This is a genomic window from Aliidiomarina sp. B3213, from assembly GCF_003290085.1.
GTDB lineage: Bacteria > Pseudomonadota > Gammaproteobacteria > Enterobacterales > Alteromonadaceae > Aliidiomarina.
The window spans coordinates 364,316-385,281 of record NZ_QMKJ01000001.1; the positions used below are offsets into that span (position 1 = coordinate 364,316).

Consider the following 20,966-nt stretch of genomic DNA (forward strand, 5'->3'; position numbering starts at 1 on the left):
GTGTTGTGTCTAAAGCTAGTCAAATGGCAGTAGGCACGTTACAAAGAGCACGATATAAAACAACCGAAGCACACTGTCGTTGACCATAACCGATGGCGAGACGGTGCTAAAAGTAACAAATAGGAGTGAAGAAATATGAGTGATCACGGCATTAACCCGCTTGGAACAGACGGTTTTGAATTTGTTGAGTACACAGCGCCTGACGAAAAGGGCATTAACGACCTTAAAGACCTGTTTAAGTTACTCGGCTTCACTGAAGTTGCGAAGCACCGCCGTAAGCAAGTTTGGTTGTATAAACAAAATGATATTAACTTCATTGTAAACGCACAGCCTAGTTCTCAAGCAGAGAACTTTGCGTCTGCTCACGGGGCTAGCGTATGTGGTATGGCGTTTCGTGTAAAAGATGCAGAGCACGCATTCCAACACGCTATCGCGAATGGTGCGAAAGAATTTAAGTCTGACGTAGGCATGATGGAAATCAACATTCCAGCGGTTTACGGTATTGGCGAAAGTGCGTTGTATTTTGTTGACCGTTACGGTCAGAAAACCATTTATGACATCGATTTCGAGTTTTATGAAAACTGGGAATCTCAGATGACTGAAAACCAAGTAGGTATGGATTACGTTGACCACCTTACTCACAACGTTTTCCGCGGCAATATGGACCTTTGGGCTGGCTTCTACGAGCGTATTGGTAACTTCCGTGAAGTTCGCTATTTCGATATCGAAGGTAAGCTGACAGGTCTTCTTAGCCGTGCTATGACCTCACCTTGTGGCAAGATTCGTATTCCAATTAACGAATCTCACGACGACAAGTCGCAAATCGAAGAGTACTTGCGTGAATACAACGGTGAAGGCATTCAGCATATTGCCATGAGCACAAACAACATTTACGACACCGTTCGTGGGTTACGTGAAGGTGGTATGGAATTTATGCCAACGCCAGATACGTATTACGAGAAAATTGACGAGCGTGTTGAAGGGCACACTGAGAACGTTGATGACTTGCGCGACTTGCGTATTCTTATTGACGGCGCTCCAATGAAAGACGGTATTTTACTTCAAATCTTTACAAAGACCGTTATCGGGCCAGTGTTCTTCGAGATTATCCAACGTAAAGGTAACGAAGGTTTCGGTGAAGGTAACTTCAAAGCATTGTTCGAGTCTATTGAAGAAGACCAAATACGCCGTGGAGTGTTAAGCGATGCGTAAATGGATCAGTTTTCCGAAGAAAGTCGGGCGTGCGTCGAAACAAGCGCATGCTGACTTTCCGGAAGAAGCGATTTATGAACGTGAAACGGGCCGAAGTGGTTTCTTCGGCCCTGCGAGTCATTTTCACCACACACATGCACCTACAGGGTGGAGTGATTGGGAAGGGCCGTTGAGACCTCGAGCTTTCAATTTCCACGAGCTCGGTGGTTTAGACGTGTCTTCGCCTTGGAAAGTACCTAATCTACTATTCAACGCGAGCTGTAAATTCCGCCTATGGGATTTATTTGAACCCATGAAAAAGCTTGCCCGAAACGCGGACGGCGACGAGTTATTGTTTGTACATGAGGGTGGTGGAGAGCTGTTTTGTGACTATGGTCACTTAACGATTCGTGATGGTGACTACATTGTTATTCCGCGCTCTACGAATTGGCGTATTGAGCCGAATGAGAAGATGCGGATTGTCATGATTGAAGCAACGAATGGAGCGTATCAGCTACCCGACAAAGGTTTGGTAGGTAACCATGCGATTTTTGACCCCGCATGTTTAGACGTTCCTGAAATTGATGAAGCGTTTCAGGCTCAATACAGCGAAGAAAGTTGGCAGGTTGAGGTTAAGCGTCATGGTGAAGTTTCCGTGATCACTTTCCCCTTCAATCCGCTCGACGCTGTGGGTTGGCATGGTGACTTAGCGCCAGTACGTGTGAATTGGCGAGACTTTAGACCGCTAATGAGTCACCGTTATCATTTACCTCCGTCTGCGCACACGACCTTTGTTGCAGATCGGTTTGTGGTATGTACTTTTGTTCCTCGTCCTATTGAGAGTGACCCTGGGGCGTTAAAGGTACCTTTTTATCACAATAATGATGACTACGATGAAGTGTTGTTTTACCACGCTGGGGACTTTTTCAGCCGAGACAACATTGAACGCGGAATGGTTACGTTCCACCCAGCTGGTTTTACCCATGGGCCACATCCAAAAGCCTTTAAAGCTGGCTTGGAGCATAAAAAGAAATTCACAGACGAAGTCGCGGTTATGCTAGATACCCGAGATTCACTTGAGGTTGGCGAAGTTGCCAACACAGTGGAGTTCCGCGAGTACGTGAACAGTTGGCAGGAGAAGAAATAATGAAATTAGCGACATATCGCGACGGCACGCGTGACGGACACCTTGTTGTTGTCAGTAGAGACCTTAAACGCGCAGTAGCTGTTCCTGAAATTGCCGCGACTATGCAGCAGGCGATTGACCAATGGGATTCGCTTGAGAGCAAATTGAAAGAAGTTTATATCGCTTTGAATAATGGCAAGTTAAATGATGACTTTGCGTTTGAAGAAGCGAAGTGCGAGTCGCCTTTACCTCGCGCCTTTCATTGGGCAGACGGCAGTGCGTATGTGAATCACGTTGAGCTAGTACGTAAAGCTCGTGGTGCGGAAATGCCCCCAAGTTTTTGGGAAGACCCATTAATGTATCAGGGTGGTTCAGACGCATTTATTGGCCCTCGTGAAGATGTGCCGCTTCCAAGTGATGATTGGGGCATCGATTTTGAAGGTGAAGTTGCGGTAATTACAGACGATGTGCCGATGGGTATCGAACCAACTCATGCGCAGAATCACATTAAATTATTAATGTTGGTGAACGACGTTTCTTTGCGTGGCTTAATTCCCGGAGAGTTAGCGAAGGGCTTTGGGTTTTATCAGTCTAAACCTTCTTCTGTGTTTTCTCCGGTTGCAGTAACTCCAGACGAGTTAGGTGACAAATGGGAAGATGCGAAGGTTCACCTACCGTTGATTTCTACGTATAACGACAAGCTCTTTGGCAAGCCGAATGCAGGACAAGATATGACCTTTAATTTCGGTCAGCTTATAGCGCATGCAGCAAAGTCTCGTCCTCTTTCAGCTGGCACCATTATCGGTTCTGGAACCGTGTCGAATAAACAGGGTACGGACCATGGCTCTGCCGTTGAAGAAGGTGGTGTGGGTTATAGTTGTATCGCTGAGATTCGCATGATTGAAACGATTCGTGATGGCAAACCAACAACACCATTTATGTCTTTTGGTGACCGTATTCGTATCGAAATGTTCGATGACAAAGAACAGTCTATTTTCGGTGCGATCGACCAGAAAATGGTGAAGTACGCAGGTCCTAACGCATGAAGCTATACGGCTATTGGCGTTCATCAGCCAGTTATCGTGTAAGAATTGCTTTGGCATTGAAAGAGCTTTCATACGAAAGCTTCTCGGTTCACTTGGTTAAAGATGGTGGGGAGCAAAAGCTTCCCGCCTATAAAGAGTTAAATCCAGCGCAACTGGTGCCAACTTTCATAGATGGTGACGTGAAGCTTAATCAGTCACTCGCTATCATTGAGTATCTTGATCAGGTTTACCCAGAACATCGACTTATTCCTGAAGACCCAAAAGAAGCCGCCATAGTACGCATGTTAGCGTTAGACATGGCGGCTGATTTACAACCCATTACCAACTTGCGAATTTTGCAGTATGTAGCGGGTGAGCTTGATGCTGGTGACGAAGGAAAAGTAGCGTGGATTCACCATTGGGTTGAAAGGGCGTTCACGGCTTTTGAAGCGCGTCTTCAAAAAACAGCCGGTCGTTGTTGTTTTGGGGACCAAGTAACACTTGCGGATATTTGCTTAGTTCCACAAGTGTACAATGCTCAACGCTTCGGTGTAGACCTTTCTGCATATCCTAAGTTAATGGCGGTGAACGATTATGTTTGTTCACTTCCAGCTTTCCAACAGGCGCGACCAGAAGCACAACCTGACGCGCAGTAAAAGCAATTAACCGCAACAGCGCTCGCAGTTTGCGAGCGCTTTTGCTTTAATGTCCTTTCATTATTTATCAACTGGAATAGCAGTATGAAAAAATCTCTTTCACTGGCTGTTGCAGCTGCGCTATTTACTGTTTCTTGCGCAAGTGTGACCGAGCCTCAAACCAATTCCGCTCCAGTCGTTCAAAGTTACCAAACCGAGCAAGCGACGCATTCTCAGACAAACCCACATGAGCTCACGTTAGAGCAAATCATGGCGCATCCTGATTGGATTGGGAATGCTCCAGAGAATCCATTTTGGTCTTTCAACGGTGAAATGGTGCTGTACACGCAAAAAGAGCAGGGTAGCCCTGTTCGTCGTTTACAGCATATTGGTTTGAACGAATCACACCACCATATGACGGTGCCTTTAGCGCACCTTCATCGACATGCTCATGCGAACGCTGTATACAACAGCGAAAGAACGCTAGCTGCTTATACTTTTGAGGGAAATGTATTTGTTTACGATTTGGAAAACCAAACGTATAACCAACTTACACAGGATCGCGCCCGCAAGACCGACGTACAATTTTTAAATAATGGCCAGATTGCGTTTCGTTCAGGAAATGAGTTTTACACGCTAGATCCTGTAACGGGTCAACAACGTTTACTAGTTTCTTTTGTTACTCAAGACAAACCCGTTGCAGTGAGTGAGCCTAGTGATTACTTAGCACGTGAAGAGCTTGATTTAATCGAATATAACCGAGTTCAGCGACAAGAGCGTCAACAACGTGCTGACTATCAAAACGATTTGGTGGCTGAAAATAGCATGACAGCGCCAGAACCTATTTATTTGGGTAGTGGTGTTCAAATTGCAGAGGTTAGCCTAGCGCCAAGTGGTGATCGTTTAATTATTGCGACTGAAAAACCACAAGGGTGGCGTGGTGAAGGCGATTTAATGCCACGCTACGTAACCGAGTCTGGACGTATTGAAATGCAGAATGTACGTCGTCGAGTGGCGGATGCGAAGCCTTCTCATCATGACCTACACTGGGTTGACCTTAATACAGGTGAAGTTCAGCCACTAAGCTATGAAACACTTCCGGGCTTCGATGAAGATGTTTTACAAGCAGTTCGTGAAGAGAACTACGCGGCACGAGGCGAAGTTTATGAAAGCGAACGCAAACCAAGAAATATCGAAGTATTACCAGGTTGGGCGGCAGGCCAGGACAACATTGAGTGGACTGCAAACGGTGAGCAAGTAGCGGTATTGCTGCGTAGCTGGGATAACAAAGACCGTTGGATTGCTACTGTAAACTTCGAAAGTAGCGAATTGGTATCTGAGCATCGTTTACATGATGAAGCATGGACCAATAATCGCGCTTTTAATGACCTAGGTTGGTTAGATGACGGTGAAACGCTTTGGTACAGCTCTGAAGAGTCTGGCTATGGTCATTTGTATCGTAAAGACATGGCGAGTGGTGATGTAACGGCGCTTACTTCAGGCAGCTTTATTGTGGACGAAGTTGTATTGAGTGAAAATGAAGACTACTTCTATTTCCATGCGAATAAGCCTCATCCTGGTGTGTATGAAATCTATCGTGTTTCTGTGAATGGGGGAGATTTAGAGCAACTTACTAACCTCGGTGGTATTAGTACCTTTGTGCTGAGTCCAGACGAGTCACAACTGCTTATTTCTAACTCCCAAGCGACGCGTCCAACCGAGCTTTTTGTTCAGGACAACAGTGTTGGTGCGCAGGCACGACAAATTACCGAGACTGTATCTGAAGATTTCGCAGAAATCGCATGGCAAGCGCCTGAAATCGTTGCTGTACCATCAAGTCATGGCGAGCATCCTATTTATAGCCGCGTTTACTACCCAGACAACTTTGATGCTGAAAAAGCAGAACAATATCCAGCAGTGGTGTTTATTCACGGTGCCGGTTATTTACAAAACGCTCATGCTGGCTGGTCTAACTATTTCCGCGAATACATGTTCCATAACCTTTTAACTCAAAAGGGTTATGTGGTTCTTGACCTCGATTACCGTGGGTCACGTGGTTATGGCAGAGATTGGCGTACAGCAATATATCGCCAAATGGGTACGCCAGAAGTAGAAGACTTGGTTGATGTAGTGAACTACATGAGCGCAGAGCTTAACGTAGACGCTGAGCGCGTAGGTACTTATGGTGGCTCTTACGGCGGTTTCTTAACTTTGATGGCGTTGTTTAAAGAACCTGGCGTGTTCCAAGCAGGGGCGGCGTTACGGTTAGTTTCTGACTGGGCTACGTATAACACAGGCTATACGTCGAATATTTTGAACTTACCGCAAGAAGATACGATCGCTTATCGTCGTAGTTCTCCTATTTACTTTGCTGAAGGCTTGGAAGACTCGCTTCTGATTAGCGCTCCAATGGTCGACGATAACGTGTTTTTCCAAGACTCCGTGCGACTTGTTCAACGTCTTATTGAGCTTGAGAAACAAGACTTTGAAACGGCTATCTTCCCTGTAGAGCCCCATGGGTTTGTTCAGCCATCAAGCTGGTTGAATCAATACAGAAGAATTTTGAAGCTGTTCGAAGACAACCTTCATGAGACTGACTAAGTACTAGAGATAATTAAGTGATAAGCGCCCTTTGTGTTTCGCAAAGGGCGTTTTTTTACGTCTATTTCTTTAATATGCGAGAGGCCGTATTGCGTAATAACGGAACGGCTAATGCACCGCCCATAGAACCGCCAATATGCGACCAATAAGCGATAGTAGCTCCGTCTAGCCACTCTACAGGAGTGCCTGCGCTATATAAGTCCCAAATAAGTTTTATAATTAATAACGCCAACAAAGCGGCACCAAATTTAGGCTCATTCTTTAACGTGTTTACAGCGCAATAGACGTAAATACCGTAAGCCACACCAGAAAACCCAACAAATGTTTGATCAGCGCCCATAAGCAGTGGAAACGCGCTAGCGAACAAACCCGCAATAACGACCACATTTAAAAGTAATCTGTTTGATAGGTATTGTTTGAAGGCGAAGTTCAGTAGCAAAATTGCCGCAACATTAAATAGAAGATGTTTGCCATTAAGATGAACAAGGTGGGTAGTGAGCAGACGCCAGGGTTGCGAACTTGTTTCAGCTTCGTTGATCACAAGAAAGTCGTTCCATGCACTGTTAAAGAACAAAAGTGTGCAAATTAGGCTAATAGACAGTGCCGTGAGATAGGACTTTAGATAGAGCATACTGATTTCCTTGCTTTATTGTTCTTGTTGTAAGGGCAGTATGATAAAGTTTTGTCCTTGTTAAAATCAAAATTATTGTTGCTATGCGCGTTTCTCTTTATATCTTAATTGCATTCTCTTTGTTGGCTTGTAGCGAGCCACAAACATCAACAGAACCAAGTTCTGCCGACCCTGAAGCGGCCACCGGCTTCATTGAGCATGGTGTTGTTGTCGCTGATAACTATATGGTCGTTGCGGCAAATCCTCATGCCGCAGAAGCTGGGGCGAATATTTTGTCTGCAGGGGGCAGTGCTATTGATGCTGCGGTAGCGGTACAAGCTATGCTTACGTTAGTTGAACCTCAGTCCTCGGGTATTGGTGGTGGTGCATTTATGCTTTATTACCACGCCGAGGAACAAAAACTGTATGCGCTGGACGCGCGTGAAACCGCTCCATCTGAAGCTACACCTGAATTATTCCTGAATGAAAATGGTGAGCCACCAAGTTGGATAGACGCAGTTGTTGGAGGTCGCTCTGTTGGTGCTCCCGGCGTTGTTCGAGGATTAGAAATGGCGCATCAAAGCTTTGGAGCGTTGCCATGGAATACTTTGTTTGAAGATGCAATTGAGCTTGCTGAACAAGGGTTTGAGGTTTCTCCACGGTTAGCAAAACTAGTCGCCATGGAAATGAATCCTGGACTTAAGCGTATGCCGGTAGCTGCAGATTACTTTTATCCTAACGGAGTGCCGTTAGCTGAAGGCGATTTACTGATCAATCAAGCGCTCGCAAATTCGCTCTCGCTTATCGCTGAGCAGGGCGCAGATGGCTTTTATACTGGAGAATTAGCAGAAGAAATTGTCCATGCGGTGCAAAACTCCCCAATCGCGCCTGGTTTATTAAACTTAAGTGATCTAGCGAATTATCAAGCTAAGTGGCGCGAGCCGGTTTGTGGACCTTATCGTGAGTATCAGGTATGCAGCATGGGTTTACCGAGTTCAGGTGGTATTACCATGCTGCAAACATTGGGTATGTTGAACACGTTCGACATGGGGGCAATGGACATTGAAGAAGGTCTTCATTATTTCACGCAAGCATCTCGTTTAGCGTTTGCGGACCGTAATCTATATTTAGCTGATGGTGACTTTGTCGATGTGCCTGTTGAGGGAATGTTGAATGCGGAGTACCTTGAACAACGTGCGCAACTCATTGGTGATTCGGATATCGGTAAAGCACAACCAGGCACACCTGTTGATGCTCCAGTTTACGCCAACGCAGTAATGATGGAGCAACCAAACACCTCGCACTTTTCGATTGTCGATGCAGCGGGTAATGTCGTGTCGATGACCACCAGTATTGAGATGGGGTTTGGTTCTACGGTTATGGCGGGTGGTTTTCTATTGAATAACCAATTAACTGACTTTTCTATTGTTCCTGAACGTAACGGGGTGCCGGTAGCAAATAGAGTGGAAGCCGGAAAGCGACCACGTAGCTCTATGACGCCTGTAATCATGTTCGGAGTGGATCAACAACCTGTTTATGCTCTAGGCTCTCCAGGTGGGCAACGTATTATCAACTACGTCACACAAGTTATTTTGGGTTTATCCGATTGGGATAAATCACTACAACAAGCCATTGAAATGCCGCACATTACGAACCTTAATGGTTCGACCGCCGTTGAAGAAGACCTAGCGCCACAAAGTTGGCTGAGAGCGTTGCAAGAGCGGGGACATGATGTCCAAGTTCGCGGTTTAAATAGTGGTATACATGGTATATATCTGCGACCTGATCAACGCTTGGAAAGCGGTGTTGATCCTCGTAGAGAGGGTAAGGCTATTGGATTATGAGATTCATCTATATTTTAATTTTAGTGCTTAGTTTGGCTGCTTGTGACACGGCTACCCAAATAAGTAAAAGAGGCCCTCATGAAGTGGCGATTGCTTACTTTGAAGCTTTGTATAACGAGAGAGACCTAGAAAAAGTGATGGAGCTTTCTAGTTTGCGTAATCGTGAACTGGTCGAGCACTACGGAAACACAGTAAGTATTGGTCGCTACATGTACAACATGAGTTTCGACCAAGTAGATATAACCGCAGAGCGTCCAACCGGTATTGTATATATGAATCGTGACAATACAGTTCGTTTGCAAGTCGCATTTACGGGGTATAACGGAACGGACCGATACGATGAAGTACGCGAAGTCGTGATGATCGACCAAGAAGGTGAGTGGCGACTAGAACGCGTACTTGATTCGCCGTATTAGTCTTATTGTTTTAATGTTTCTTGGTAAGGCGGCCAGCCCAATGGTTTGCCTGCCAATAAGTGCACATGAATGTGATACACCGTTTGTCCACCATGCTCATTACAGTTCATCACTGTTCGGTAGCCATCTTCCGCGAAACCTTGCTCTCTAGCTATTTGACCAGCAACCCAATATAAATGACCCACAACTTCTTTGTGTTGCTCAGAAATATCATTCACCGTAGCAATAGGTTCTTTCGGAATAATCAATAAGTGTGTCGGCGCTTGCGGATTAATATCTTTAAATGCCAAGGAAAGCTCGTCTTCGTAAACGATATCCGCGGGAATTTCACGATTAATAATTTTGGTAAAAAGAGTGTCTTGACTCATAAAAGGCTCGCCTAGTCCGATGGGTGAAAGAGCCTTCATACTAAGAAGATTGTTCTATGATCTCAAGGTAGAAAAACATGCTTGGGAATAAATACGAAAAGGCGCTCTTAATTGAGCGCCATTTGTGCGGTATAAGTACCTTTTTCTACACTTCGAAAATGACTTTCTATTTCTGGGTGTTGTATGTCTGAATGTTTGTATTCAGCAACTAAACTTTGTTCTGCGACATAAGTTTGTATCGTCGAGTTGCTTACCAATATGTGATACCAAGGCTGTTCCGTGTCTGGACGGGTATGCGCCATACGGTTGTACCATTCCTCAGAGAGTGAAAACTTAGGATCAGCGTCAATGATTACTCCACGGTACCCATAAAGGCTGTGCGTCACTACTTGGCCAATTGCAAATTTGGCTCGCACCATAATGCTCTCCTTTCGTCATTTTCCTGTGCAATTTTTGTATCGGCTTTACTTGAGAGTTCTTGACCTCTTTTCGCATTTAATTGAAATTTTGACAGCAGCAACTTAGCTTCGATATAACTAGAACACAGAAAAGCTTTATAAGCGGTTCTCTTTCCGTGAAGTGATCGGGGGTAACGATGATTACACAAGACGATAATAGAGACTTCCGTCGGATGCAGGTCGAAGTGCCTATCGAAATTACGCTGCTGCATGAAGACGGTGAGCCTGTAGTTCAGGGCATTTGTAGAGACTTAAGTGCCACCGGTTTAGCGTTTGCTACTAAAACCGAAATTGAGAAGGGTGCTGAGGTGATTGTGATTATATCAGCAGGGGGGCAACTGCCGCCATTAACGGCCAAAATTAGTGTCGTTCGAAGTGATTACGACAATGAAACAGAGTTCTTTGAACTCGGTGGACAAATTATCGAGATATTATAAAAAAGCCCCACAAAATATTTGTAGGGCTTCGTGAGGTGTTATTTCACCTGCATTCCTGGTTCAGCACCTTCATGTGGATTCATAATGTATAAATCCTTACCGCCCGGGCCTGCCGCTAATACCATTCCTTCAGACAATCCAAAACGCATTTTACGCGGTTTAAGGTTAGCAACCATCACGGTATGTTGACCGATTAAATCTTCCGGAGAGTACGCAGCTTTAATTCCAGCAAACACCTGTCTGGTGTTTGTGTCGCCGATATCCAAAGTAAGCTTAAGTAGCTTGTCTGCACCTTCTACGTGCTCTGCATTTACAATTTTTGCAACGCGAAGGTCTACTTTAGCAAAGTCGTCAAACTCGATTTCAGGTGCGATAGGGTCTTTCAAGGTTTTCTTCTCCTCTGCTTTTGGCGTTGCAGACTTCGAGGCTTCAAGCATTGCATCAACGTTTTTCATATCGATACGCTGCATAAGCGCTTTAAATTTATTAATAGATTTCCCACGTAAGTCTTCCTGTATAGAGCTCCATGTAAACTCGTCGTTTAGGAACGATTCAGCCGACTTAGCAAGCTCTGGTACTACAGGCTTAAGGTAAATCATAAGAATGCGGAACAGGTGGATACCCATCGAGCAGATGTCTTGCACTTCTTGGCTTTTGGCCTCGTCTTTAGCTAATTGCCAAGGCTCTTTTACAGCGATGTATTCGTTGGCTCGGTCAGCAAGACGCATTATCTCGCGCATCGCTTTGCCGAAGTCTCTCGCCTCATAAGCATCAGCAATGAGCGTGGCTGCTTGTTGGAATTCCTCTAATAGGGCTGGCTCCGAAATGTTTTCTGACAATTTTCCGTCAAATTTCTTAGTAATAAAACCAGCACAACGGCTAGCAATGTTTACCACTTTTCCTACTAAGTCGGAGTTCACACGCTGAACAAAGTCACCTAAATTTAGGTCTAGGTCGTCAATGCGGCTACTAAGCTTTGCCGCGAAGTAATAACGCAGCGCTTCAGGGTCTAAGTGCTCTAAGAAAGTACGCGCCATAATGAACGTACCCTTAGACTTCGACATTTTCGTACCATTGACGGTAATAAAACCGTGAGCCCATACATTGGTAGGTTGTCTGAATTCTGCGCCTTTCAGCATGGCTGGCCAGAACAGGCTATGGAAATAGATGATGTCCTTGCCAATAAAATGGTAAACCTCTGCGTCGCTATCTTCTTTCCAGAACTGGTCAAAATCAACGTCATTAGTTTTAGTAAAGGCTTTGAAAGAACCCATGTAACCGATAGGAGCGTCTAGCCAAACATAAAAATATTTACCCGGAGCGTCTGGAATTTCGAATCCGAAATACGGAGCGTCGCGGCTAATGTCCCATTGCTGTAGACCTTGTTCGAACCATTCATTGAGCTTGTTGGCCATTTCTGGTTGTAATGAACCCGAGCGTGTCCACGACTTCAGCATGTCTTCAAACGCAGGTAAGTCAAAGAAATAATGCTCTGATTCTTTAATTATTGGGGTGGCGCCAGAAACAGCTGAGCGCGGCTGAATAAGATCTGTTGGGGCGTATGTTGCGCCACATACGTCGCAGTTATCACCGTACTGATCTTCTGCCTTACACTCGGGGCAAGTACCTTTAACGAATCGATCAGGCAAAAACATTTCCCGTTCAGGGTCGTATAATTGCTCAATGACGCGAGTTTGAATGTAACCGTTATCGCGTAGTCGTGTATATATAAGTTCAGCGAGCTCTTTGTTTTCATCGCTATGGGTTGAATGGTAGAAGTCGAATGAGACGCCGAATTCTTTAAAATCAGCCTGATGCGCAGCGTTCATTTCTGCAATCATTTCTTCAGGCGTTGTACCCAGCTCTCGAGCCTTTAGCATAATAGGGGTGCCATGGGCATCGTCTGCACAGACATAATGGCACGCGTGGCCTCTTAAGCGTTGAAATCGAACCCAAATGTCTGCTTGAATGTAACCTAGCAAGTGCCCAATATGAATAGGCCCGTTAGCGTATGGAAGTGCATTGGTTACTAATATGTTTCGTTTGCTATCCGTCATCGAGAGTCTCATTTATTCCTATTTGCACCGAATTAACTAGTCGAAGCATGGCAAATTGCTATGTTGTGTTTTAGTGCTACGTTGCGTATAAAATACAGCGTTTCTATCGCTTCACTTTCTTAAATTCAGCAACGTTTTTACAAGCGCTCCATAGTAGCTGAAAAAACAAGTTTTTTCATTACCCATAACATTGAAAATCAGTACAAAACATTTAGTGATGGCAATGTATATGTTGATTTCTTAAGCGCTTTATTTTGGAGATTTATGTCAGGTGAAATTTTAAACCGATGCCAGCAACTTCGTGGTGATTTATTCCCCGAAGGCTTTTACCCAGAATGGCTTAATGTTTCTGGTAATAATGTCACGCTTACATTGCCATTTCCCGCTATACCTCAGGCACAAAAGTTGGTTGAGGAAGAGCCGCAGTTGTCCACTTATCAGTGGCGCTACGAGGTTAAAACTGAAGCTTTACCCAGAGATAGTTCTAGAAAAGCCATTAGTGCGAAAAATATGATCGCTGTAGCGTCGGGCAAGGGTGGTGTAGGGAAAAGTGCAGTTACCCTAAACCTTGCTCTGGCACTTGCCGAAACTGGAGCGAGAGTAGGGGTTCTGGACGCCGATGTATTTGGGCCTTCTGTGCCAACCATGCTTGGTAATACGCAAACGAAGTTGGAGTTTACCGCACAGCAAAAAATGCTGCCGATAGAGCGGTATAACCTGCAAGTTAATTCGTTGGGTTACCTTGTTGAACCCGGTGATGCGACGGTGTGGCGAGGTCCAATGGCAAGTCGTGGTGTTGAGCAACTTTGTTTCGACACCCAATGGGGGAATTTAGATTACCTATTGGTAGACATGCCACCGGGCACGGGTGATATTCAACTGACTTTGTCACAAAAATTACCGGTGACAGGTGCGGTCATTGTCACTACGCCACAGGAAATAGCATTAGCCGACGCTAGAAAGGCTGTATCGATGTTTAGTAAGGTAGATGTACCAGTCGTAGGGCTCGTCGAAAATATGAGTTTTTATCAGTGTAATGGTTGTGGTGACAAAGACTATATTTTCGGTAAAAATGGCGGAGTTGAGCTAGCTCAACAAGTTCAAGCTCCGTTATTAGGCCAGTGGCCTTTAAATGGATTGTTGAGAGAGCAGTTTGATCTTGGCCGACCACTATTGGTCGAACAGCCAGAACACCCGTTGTGTCAGTATTATCGAGAGTCGGCGGCACGCCTCGTTGCGAACGCGTGGTATTTAACCTCGCCCCATGCTGCTCGTTAAAAATAAGGAAAAGCTTTAATGCGTTTAACCGACAGGCAAATTGTACGTTACTTAACAGAGGAGCGTATTTCTATTATTCCTCAGCCAGCGGAGAAGGATATTTCAGGTGTAACCGTAGATATCCATTTGGGGAATAGTTTTCGGGTGATTCAAGACCACGCGGCACCTTATATTGACCTAAGTGGCCCGCGTGAAGAAATAGATAAAGCTATTCAACATGTCATGAGTGACGAAATTATTTTAAAGGACGATGAACCGTTCTTTATTCACCCTGGTGAGTTTGCGTTAGCGGTAACGCACGAGTCGGTGACCTTGCCAGCTGATTTAGTCGGTTGGTTAGACGGTCGCTCGTCATTGGCCCGTTTAGGTTTGATGGTGCACGTTACGGCACACCGAATTGATCCAGGCTGGTCAGGACAAATTGTCCTCGAGTTTTATAATGGTGGAAAATTACCTTTGGCGTTACGGCCGATGATGAAAATAGGCGCTCTTAGCTTTGAAATGTTAAGCGAGCCTTGCGAGAAGCCCTATAGTAAAAGGGTGGATGCGAAGTACAAAGACCAACGCGGTGCAACAGCGAGCCGTATTGGTGGTGACGATAAGTAATCAAACTTCTAAAGAAAAAGGCTTCCTGAATTTACTCAGGAAGCCTTTTTTAATCTTTCAAGTAGCTTTGTTTAGCGCAGAGGTCTTGCGTGTGCTGAAGCTCTAAAAATAGCATTTGCAAACAGCACATTTAAGCCATCAACGTAAGCGCGGTAGTTCGGCTCTTGCGTAAAGCTAATAACCATTCCACGCCCTGTAGGCTCAACCATAACAAGCGGTTTAAATGGGATTTGCTCTTTGTTTTCCTGCCATAGGTAGCCACTTGCCAGTACGTCTTTCTGCTCCGCAAAGCTAACCACATTTCTACCGTTATTAATGCGAAGAGGGCGATAAATATCTCCGCCAATGAACATACTGTTCACCGTTTCAGGTACGCCTGCACTCAGCCAATGCTCTTGGTCTACGTTAGCGCGAACGATTACGCCAGAGACCCAGTCAGGATTTGCGTTAGGGTTGCGAATGTAACGTTGATGTTCGTCGGTATCTTCAATAATGGCACCGTCAACAGTACTCCCGTCTGCAGTTGGCTCAATATCCTCAGTTTGCGCTTTATTCTCGAGCACTGAAGAGAGCAGCGGTTGTTCTCCGCCCGTGGCAAATCTAGTTGCATTACCTAAGGTGAGTAATACGCCCCCTTGTTGAACCCAATCGCGAAGGTTTTCACGCCCAGAGTTTCCTAAGGCTTGCTCATAACCACGCCATGTACTTGGTAAAATAATCAGTTGGTAGTTAGCAAGATTAGCAGAACGCATTTGTTCTGAGCGAATTGCAGTAACTGGGTAATTAAACTCACGCTCAATAATAAATCGCGTAGAACCTGCACTTAATACATTTGTGGGCTCGTCCCATAGCAACGCAATATTAGGTGCATGATGAGTTTGCATATTCGCAGAACCAGTGTTCGGCCCAGACTGTGTCCAACTGGAATCCATCGGCTCAATGGTAGCTCCGGAGCTACGTGCTATATCCGCAAGAGTTTCTTCTAAATTGTCACCGTTGTCAGCTCTTGGAATAACTACGCTGCCGGCTGGGTAGGTTTTACCATCACGGGTCGTAAAGCTTAGGTCACTGCTTCGCACTTCTAGACCTTCGCGAAGTGCAGCTGTAAGGAAACGCACGCCGTTCATGTCACCCCAAGATACAACATAACCAAAACCGTCTGTTGTGGCGGTCAGTTGCCCTGGTGCAATTCTTCCTTGTTCCACGGCTACACTTTCTACTCTTGGAACTCGGTTGCAACTGTCTACTTCAAGGTTAAAGAGCAACGGTAAAGACCATGCTGTAACGTCATAAATTTGGTCTGGCAAGTTATTGGCCCGCAGCCTTTCTTGTTCTTGCAAGAAGTCTTCGGCCATGGGAACGTGGTCGTCTAAAAGGGTGCGAATCAGTCGGTAACTAGGCTGTCCCGCATCAACCATATAAGCGCCAGCTTCATAACGCTCACCACAAGCTCGGAAGCTCTCTGTGACCTGTTGTACTTCTATTCCTTGCTCAACAAGCAAGCTCATTAATTTTTGGTGTCCCGCAGTGTCTCTATTGTGTGGGAAAATAAAGCTTCTCACGTTACCTTCGTTACCTGCCTCAATGGCTGTCTGACGATAATCGTAAAAACGCTGCAATAACTCTTCTCGCTTCTCACTTGCGGTTTCGATTGTGGCCATATAAGCGACAAAGTTTTGCTGTACGGTATTAGCATAAGTTTTTACGTCACCGTCCGAGGTGGTGAAGTGATGCCCACGTGCTGAGCCAACTTCATAAGTCATCGCTAAAGAGCCATGATAGAGCGGCCAGCTGGCTCCATACCCTGGATAAAACGCATCAAATATTTCACGGGTGAAATAATGAAAGCCGTATTGGTCGAACCTTTCCGCATTATGTTCACCAACCCAATTTAACCCTTCTCGTTGCGGCCCTGTAATAAACGGGTTGAACGGGCGTGCTTCTGGCGTGAAGTAGTAACCAAGATCTCCACCCATTTCATGTGAGTCCACGAAAATAAGGGGGTAAGATTGCAAGTGGGCTGCAATACGGCCTTGAGTTTCAGGTTGGGTTAGGGCTATCCAATCTCGGTTCATATCAAACAAATAATGGTTGGTGCGCCCATTCGGCCATGGTTCATTATGTTCAGCACTTATGCGGTCTGCGGAGGCCTCTAATCCGACAGTGGCATAGTAACGTGATACAAAACGGGCACGCCCGTCGGGGTTTTGCATCGGGTCAAAGTAAACGATGGTATTGTCGAGTAGTGCTTGCGTGCTTTCACTTTGGTCTGACAGCAAATGGTAAGCCGTAACCATAGCTGATTCGGCTGGAGAAATTTCGTTACCATGCACTGAACTTGCAATCCAAATACTAGACGGCAATTCATTCATTAAGTTCGCAGCTTCACGTTCCGAGGTGGCACGTGGGTCAGCGAGCTGACGCATTTTCGATTCAATATTTTGTAGCTCGCTAATATTACTTTCACTACTTATCGCTACAGAAATAAGAGGGCGACCTTCCCAGCTCCTGGCATATTCACGAACCACAACGCGTTCGGGATACTCACGCGCTAAGGTTTGAAAATATTGATAAATAGCTTCTGGAGAGGAAATTCTACTGCCTGCAGAGTAACCTAAGACCGACTCAATTGACGCAACGTCAGAACGTTCCGCTTCAGCGTCGAGCCATATGGGTGGTTGGTTGTACGCTTGCTCAAACTGAGAAGCACTCAATTGCGGTGCGTTTGCCAGAGACGCTATACCTAGTGACGTTAATGCAAGTGCGATTATATTCTTTTTCATGCAAGTCCTCGTTGCTCCGATAGCCAATGCACATTGGACGAATCGATAGATTGGTGAGCCGCAGCGATAGCTGAAAGTAAACTGCTTTGCTGATGTCTGTGGGGCGCTTCCTGGTCTCCTTCAACATCGGTAATCACAGGAATGTGAGTTATTGTTTTTCCGTGTTTCGATATCACTGCATCAATACTGTCAGGACCAATGATTTGCTCAACCCACTTCACCCGCTCATCGCAAGATAATTTTCCTGCGGGGCTATTTTCATCAACGAGGTTATCAACAAAAATGACTTTCGCTTGTGTTTGTGCGATTGCGTGTCGTATATCGTCGACTAATAGCGGTGGTACAACAGAAGTGAGCAGACTACCAGGGCCCAGAATAACAAGATCACTTGCTTGTATATGCTCTATAACCTCGGGTGTTGCGCTGACTGTTGGGCTTAAGTTCATTCGCTTTGGCATTTGGCATAACGCGTCGATACGAATTTCTCCGAAGCAGGTCATGTTTTGCTCTGTTTCTGCAACAAGGTCGGTTGGTTGCTCCGACATGGGCAGCACGCGGTTGTCGACTTTAAGTAACCTGCTGAGAAGTTGAATGCCGTCTATCGGTCTTGCTGAAAGCTCATCTAATGTATAAAGCAGGAGATTGCCAAAGTTGTGCCCAGATAAGTCCGAGTCTGTACTGAATCGGTAGTCAAGTAGATCGGAAGCTAACGGTTGCCGTGCTAACTGTGACAGGCAGTTACGTATGTCGCCCCAAGCTATGCACTGGTGGCTGTCGCGGAGTTTTCCAGTAGAACCGCCATTGTCGGTAGTTGTAACTACACCCACTAGGCGCCGTTTCATAAAGCTCAGTGTCGACATCAATCGACCTAAACCATGGCCGCCCCCAACCGCGGTAATTCGTGAAAGTTGGCTTAAATACTGGCTAGCTTGTGATTGCTCTGTAAGTGACACCACGAACGATGCCTCCGTATTATTATGTTCTTATACATCGACTATACCAATCGATGATTGGTCTCGCCAAGTATAGCTTATGTTAGAGCATGGCTATTAAAGGCAAACTTTGGCAAAATGCGCACTTCAATGTTCCAGAGGGGTAAGCATGCGCGACAGGTTAGTACGCCTTCTTTATTCTTTTATTTTCCTTTTGTATGTTCCCGTGGCTATTTTTAATATGTGGCGCCAAGGAGCAAACAACCCAGACTATCGTTCAAGATGGCGTGAACGGTTTGGTTATGTAACTCTATCTAAACATCGTCCGTATTTAATTCATTGTGCCTCAGTAGGTGAATTCATAGCTGCTAAGCCTTTGATTTCACGCTTAGTTGAGGAAAACACTCCAATATGGGTAACCTGTACTACGCCTACTGCCTCTGATCTTATCCAGTCAACGTTTGGCGAAAAGATAGAGCACTCTTATTTACCCACCGACTTACCTTGGGTTATGAAACGGTTTTTAAATCGCGTACAGCCTAAGCTGATTGTTCTTATGGAAACTGAAGTTTGGCCGAACCTCATTGCAAATGCTCAAAAGCGCTCGACGCCTGTCGCTTTGATTAATGCGCGAATGTCGGAGAGCTCATTTCGCGGTTATTCCAAAGTTAAAGGTATATTTGCACCAACTTGGAGCCAGTTGGACCTGTGTGCGGTACAAAATGAAAACTACGGTCAACGTTTTGAAGCTTTGGGTGTATTGAGTAGCCATATTCAAGTGCTCGGCAATTTAAAGTTCGACGTGTTTATTCCACCGCAAGTAGAGAAAGATATTGAAGCCCATAAAGCGCTATTAAACGAGCGACAAATTTTTATTGGCGGCAGCACCCACCAAGGCGAAGAAGAGATTTTGCTGAAGGCATTTACAAAGCTTTTAAAAACAAAACCTAAAGCGTTGCTTATACTGGCTCCACGGCACAAAGAACGTTTTGCCGAGGTTGCAGAGCTCATTAAAACTTGCCAACTTGAATGTGTAACCAGAACAAGTGGGCGCCCGGTAACAAACTCTACTCAAGTATTGTTAGTTGACTGCATGGGAGAGCTTTTGACGTGGTACGGCGTGTCTACGATTGCGTTCATTGGAGGCAGTCTTATTGAGCGTGGAGGTCATAATCCACTTGAGGCAATGACTTTTGGTGTACCGCTATTGTCCGGGCGTCATGTGTTTAACTTTGAAGAAGTCTACGCTCAGCTCGATCAACGACAAGCGATACGTTGGGTTTCTGACGAGAATTCATTACATGACACGCTACTCGGGCTATTAACAGCGCCTGAAACAGCCCGAACGATTGGCGAGCAAGCGAAGAGCTTGTTTGCATTGCATCGTGGCGCTACGGCAAGAACTCATGCCGCGCTTCACCAATGCGTTGGCAAGAAATAAACAGGTAACAGTGAATATGTTTGTTTATCATCACATTTTGTCGGAGCATCCCAATCTAGAGTCTCGCCATTTTTACCCTCATTTCTGGCAAGACGAGGACCTTGTTTTAGGCGCTTCCGGCGGTCGAAATACCGTTTATTTTATTTCTAGTTTGTTTGATGAAGACCAGCAATGGGTATTGCGGCATTATTATCGCGGTGGCTTACCCGGAAAATTAATTAAAGATCAGTTCCTATTTAGTGGCTACGAACGTACGCGTGCGGTGCGTGAATACCGTTTATTACAAGCTTTACGAGCGAAGGGTTTGCCTGTGCCGCGAGTAATTGCTGCACATGTTGCACGAGCGGGTGTTACTTATCGTTCCAACATTATTGTTGAGCGCGTGAAAGATAGCCAAGATGTGGGTCGTATTCTTTTAGAAAAAAACTTACCCGACACAGCGTGGGAAGCCATTGGCCGAATGATTGCCAGCTTTCATGAGGAAGGCTTAAGCCATGTAGATTTGAACTGCAAAAATATTTTATGGCAGAGCAGTAATGAGAAAGCGTGGCTTATCGACTTTGACCGCTGTGCTTTTAGAACACCCGATGCACAGTGGCAGCAAGCACAACTTGACCGTTTACTTCGCTCTTTTAACAAAGAATCGCAAATAGCTGCAAGTGAGAACAAGCCTTTCCACTTTAATGAGAAAAGCTGGCGGGCATTATTGAACGGTTACAAGGCATCGTAGGAAATAATGAAGAACACTTAATATAGCGGCGAGTCAGCCTCAGCTGTTTCGCTCTCTATGCTCTCTAAAATGTCTACAGGCCCCAAATTAATGATGCGATGCTCGCCTGGTGAAAGCTGCAGTGACTGTTTATACAAAGACGTGCCTTGGTGTTTTATTTCTAATACTTGTACGCCTGAGAGTAACCTTAAAGGCTGTTGCGGCTCTGTGTAGTCGGAAAGGGCTCCGAACAAAAGGTTATTCACATAAATATTGACTTGCTCTGGCGGATTCTCGGCACCAATGATTGCAACCGTAGGGCGCAAATCTGCGATGGGTGCGCGCTGTTCTGGCTCGGTGCTTACACATGCAACGAGTGAAAGTGGTATTAACGAAACGCCCACAACACGGATAAATGCCATGCGAAAAAGATTAAAAATATTTTTTTG

19 protein-coding genes are annotated in these 20,966 nt (G+C 45.4%); 12 read left to right on the forward strand and 7 right to left on the reverse strand.

Features of this window, described 5'->3' with window-relative positions; translation table 11 throughout:
* Nucleotides 1-135 precede the first annotated feature (135 nt).
* The 5 genes from hppD to DQX04_RS01785 all read left to right on the forward strand — a co-directional run bounded on the left by hppD (nucleotide 136) and on the right by DQX04_RS01785 (nucleotide 6,578).
* Nucleotides 136-1,212: a 4-hydroxyphenylpyruvate dioxygenase gene (gene hppD, locus DQX04_RS01765; protein ID WP_111914084.1), complete on the forward strand. Its 1,077-nt coding sequence runs from the start codon at nucleotides 136-138 to the stop codon at nucleotides 1,210-1,212.
* Nucleotides 1,205-2,338, forward strand: a complete 1,134-nt coding sequence (locus tag DQX04_RS01770) for a homogentisate 1,2-dioxygenase (RefSeq protein WP_111914085.1) — start codon at nucleotides 1,205-1,207, stop codon at nucleotides 2,336-2,338. The genes hppD and DQX04_RS01770 overlap by 8 nt, the downstream gene beginning before the upstream one ends.
* Nucleotides 2,338-3,363, forward strand: coding sequence for a fumarylacetoacetate hydrolase family protein (locus DQX04_RS01775; protein ID WP_111914086.1), 1,026 nt, complete (start codon nucleotides 2,338-2,340; stop codon nucleotides 3,361-3,363). Before DQX04_RS01770 ends, DQX04_RS01775 begins: the two co-directional genes overlap by 1 nt.
* On the forward strand, nucleotides 3,360-3,998 hold the full coding sequence (maiA, locus tag DQX04_RS01780; protein ID WP_111914087.1) for a maleylacetoacetate isomerase: 639 nt from the start codon (nucleotides 3,360-3,362) through the stop codon (nucleotides 3,996-3,998). Before DQX04_RS01775 ends, maiA begins: the two co-directional genes overlap by 4 nt.
* 84 nt (nucleotides 3,999-4,082) lie before the next feature.
* Nucleotides 4,083-6,578, forward strand: coding sequence for a prolyl oligopeptidase family serine peptidase (locus DQX04_RS01785; RefSeq protein WP_111914088.1), 2,496 nt, complete (start codon nucleotides 4,083-4,085; stop codon nucleotides 6,576-6,578).
* 61 nt (nucleotides 6,579-6,639) lie between these two features.
* Here the strand turns inward: DQX04_RS01785 and rrtA are convergent, their stop codons facing one another.
* A complete protein-coding gene (rrtA, locus tag DQX04_RS01790) occupies nucleotides 6,640-7,209 on the reverse strand; it encodes a rhombosortase (protein WP_111914089.1) in 570 nt (189 codons plus the stop codon).
* An 83-nt stretch (nucleotides 7,210-7,292) separates the two neighbouring features.
* Here rrtA and ggt point away from each other — a divergent pair, with 83 nt between their 5' ends.
* Nucleotides 7,293-9,032, forward strand: a complete 1,740-nt coding sequence (gene ggt / locus DQX04_RS01795) for a gamma-glutamyltransferase (protein ID WP_111914090.1) — start codon at nucleotides 7,293-7,295, stop codon at nucleotides 9,030-9,032.
* Nucleotides 9,029-9,448, forward strand: coding sequence for a hypothetical protein (locus DQX04_RS01800; protein ID WP_111914091.1), 420 nt, complete (start codon nucleotides 9,029-9,031; stop codon nucleotides 9,446-9,448). Before ggt ends, DQX04_RS01800 begins: the two co-directional genes overlap by 4 nt.
* Nucleotides 9,449-9,450: 2 nt before the next feature.
* Here DQX04_RS01800 and DQX04_RS01805 read toward each other — a convergent pair whose 3' ends face one another.
* Together DQX04_RS01805 and hspQ are read right to left on the reverse strand one after the other, a co-directional pair.
* Nucleotides 9,451-9,816 carry a histidine triad nucleotide-binding protein gene (locus DQX04_RS01805; protein WP_111914092.1) on the reverse strand — a complete coding sequence of 122 codons (366 nt, stop codon included), beginning with the start codon at nucleotides 9,814-9,816 and terminating at the stop codon, nucleotides 9,451-9,453.
* A 107-nt stretch (nucleotides 9,817-9,923) separates the two neighbouring features.
* On the reverse strand, nucleotides 9,924-10,235 hold the full coding sequence (hspQ, locus tag DQX04_RS01810; protein ID WP_111914093.1) for a heat shock protein HspQ: 312 nt from the start codon (nucleotides 10,233-10,235) through the stop codon (nucleotides 9,924-9,926).
* A 176-nt stretch (nucleotides 10,236-10,411) separates the two neighbouring features.
* On the opposite strand from hspQ, the gene DQX04_RS01815 reads away from it, so the two are divergent.
* Nucleotides 10,412-10,711: a PilZ domain-containing protein gene (locus DQX04_RS01815; protein WP_111914094.1), complete on the forward strand. Its 300-nt coding sequence runs from the start codon at nucleotides 10,412-10,414 to the stop codon at nucleotides 10,709-10,711.
* A gap of 38 nt (nucleotides 10,712-10,749) precedes the next feature.
* On the opposite strand, the gene metG is transcribed toward DQX04_RS01815, so the two are convergent.
* Nucleotides 10,750-12,768 carry a methionine--tRNA ligase gene (gene metG / locus DQX04_RS01820; RefSeq protein WP_111914095.1) on the reverse strand — a complete coding sequence of 673 codons (2,019 nt, stop codon included), beginning with the start codon at nucleotides 12,766-12,768 and terminating at the stop codon, nucleotides 10,750-10,752.
* 264 nt (nucleotides 12,769-13,032) lie between these two features.
* Here metG and apbC point away from each other — a divergent pair, with 264 nt between their 5' ends.
* Together apbC and dcd are read left to right on the forward strand one after the other, a co-directional pair.
* Nucleotides 13,033-14,046 carry an iron-sulfur cluster carrier protein ApbC gene (gene apbC, locus DQX04_RS01825; protein WP_111914096.1) on the forward strand — a complete coding sequence of 338 codons (1,014 nt, stop codon included), beginning with the start codon at nucleotides 13,033-13,035 and terminating at the stop codon, nucleotides 14,044-14,046.
* A gap of 18 nt (nucleotides 14,047-14,064) precedes the next feature.
* Nucleotides 14,065-14,652: a dCTP deaminase gene (gene dcd, locus DQX04_RS01830; protein WP_111914097.1), complete on the forward strand. Its 588-nt coding sequence runs from the start codon at nucleotides 14,065-14,067 to the stop codon at nucleotides 14,650-14,652.
* A gap of 71 nt (nucleotides 14,653-14,723) precedes the next feature.
* Here dcd and DQX04_RS01835 read toward each other — a convergent pair whose 3' ends face one another.
* Both DQX04_RS01835 and yvcK read right to left on the reverse strand, forming a co-directional pair.
* Nucleotides 14,724-17,435 (reverse strand): M14 family zinc carboxypeptidase, encoded by a 2,712-nt coding sequence (locus tag DQX04_RS01835; RefSeq protein ID WP_207801071.1) that lies wholly within the window; start codon nucleotides 17,433-17,435, stop codon nucleotides 14,724-14,726.
* A complete protein-coding gene (gene yvcK / locus DQX04_RS01840) occupies nucleotides 17,432-18,391 on the reverse strand; it encodes a uridine diphosphate-N-acetylglucosamine-binding protein YvcK (RefSeq protein WP_207916210.1) in 960 nt (319 codons plus the stop codon). Before yvcK ends, DQX04_RS01835 begins: the two co-directional genes overlap by 4 nt.
* A 145-nt stretch (nucleotides 18,392-18,536) precedes the next feature.
* Between yvcK and waaA the strand changes: the two genes are divergently transcribed.
* Nucleotides 18,537-19,808, forward strand: a complete 1,272-nt coding sequence (gene waaA / locus DQX04_RS01845; RefSeq protein ID WP_111914098.1) for a lipid IV(A) 3-deoxy-D-manno-octulosonic acid transferase — start codon at nucleotides 18,537-18,539, stop codon at nucleotides 19,806-19,808.
* 16 nt (nucleotides 19,809-19,824) lie between these two features.
* Nucleotides 19,825-20,538: a 3-deoxy-D-manno-octulosonic acid kinase gene (locus DQX04_RS01850; RefSeq protein WP_165831917.1), complete on the forward strand. Its 714-nt coding sequence runs from the start codon at nucleotides 19,825-19,827 to the stop codon at nucleotides 20,536-20,538.
* Nucleotides 20,539-20,555: 17 nt separating this feature from the next.
* Here DQX04_RS01850 and DQX04_RS01855 read toward each other — a convergent pair whose 3' ends face one another.
* Nucleotides 20,556-20,939: a hypothetical protein gene (locus DQX04_RS01855; protein WP_126266325.1), complete on the reverse strand. Its 384-nt coding sequence runs from the start codon at nucleotides 20,937-20,939 to the stop codon at nucleotides 20,556-20,558.
* Nucleotides 20,940-20,966: the final 27 nt, after the last annotated feature.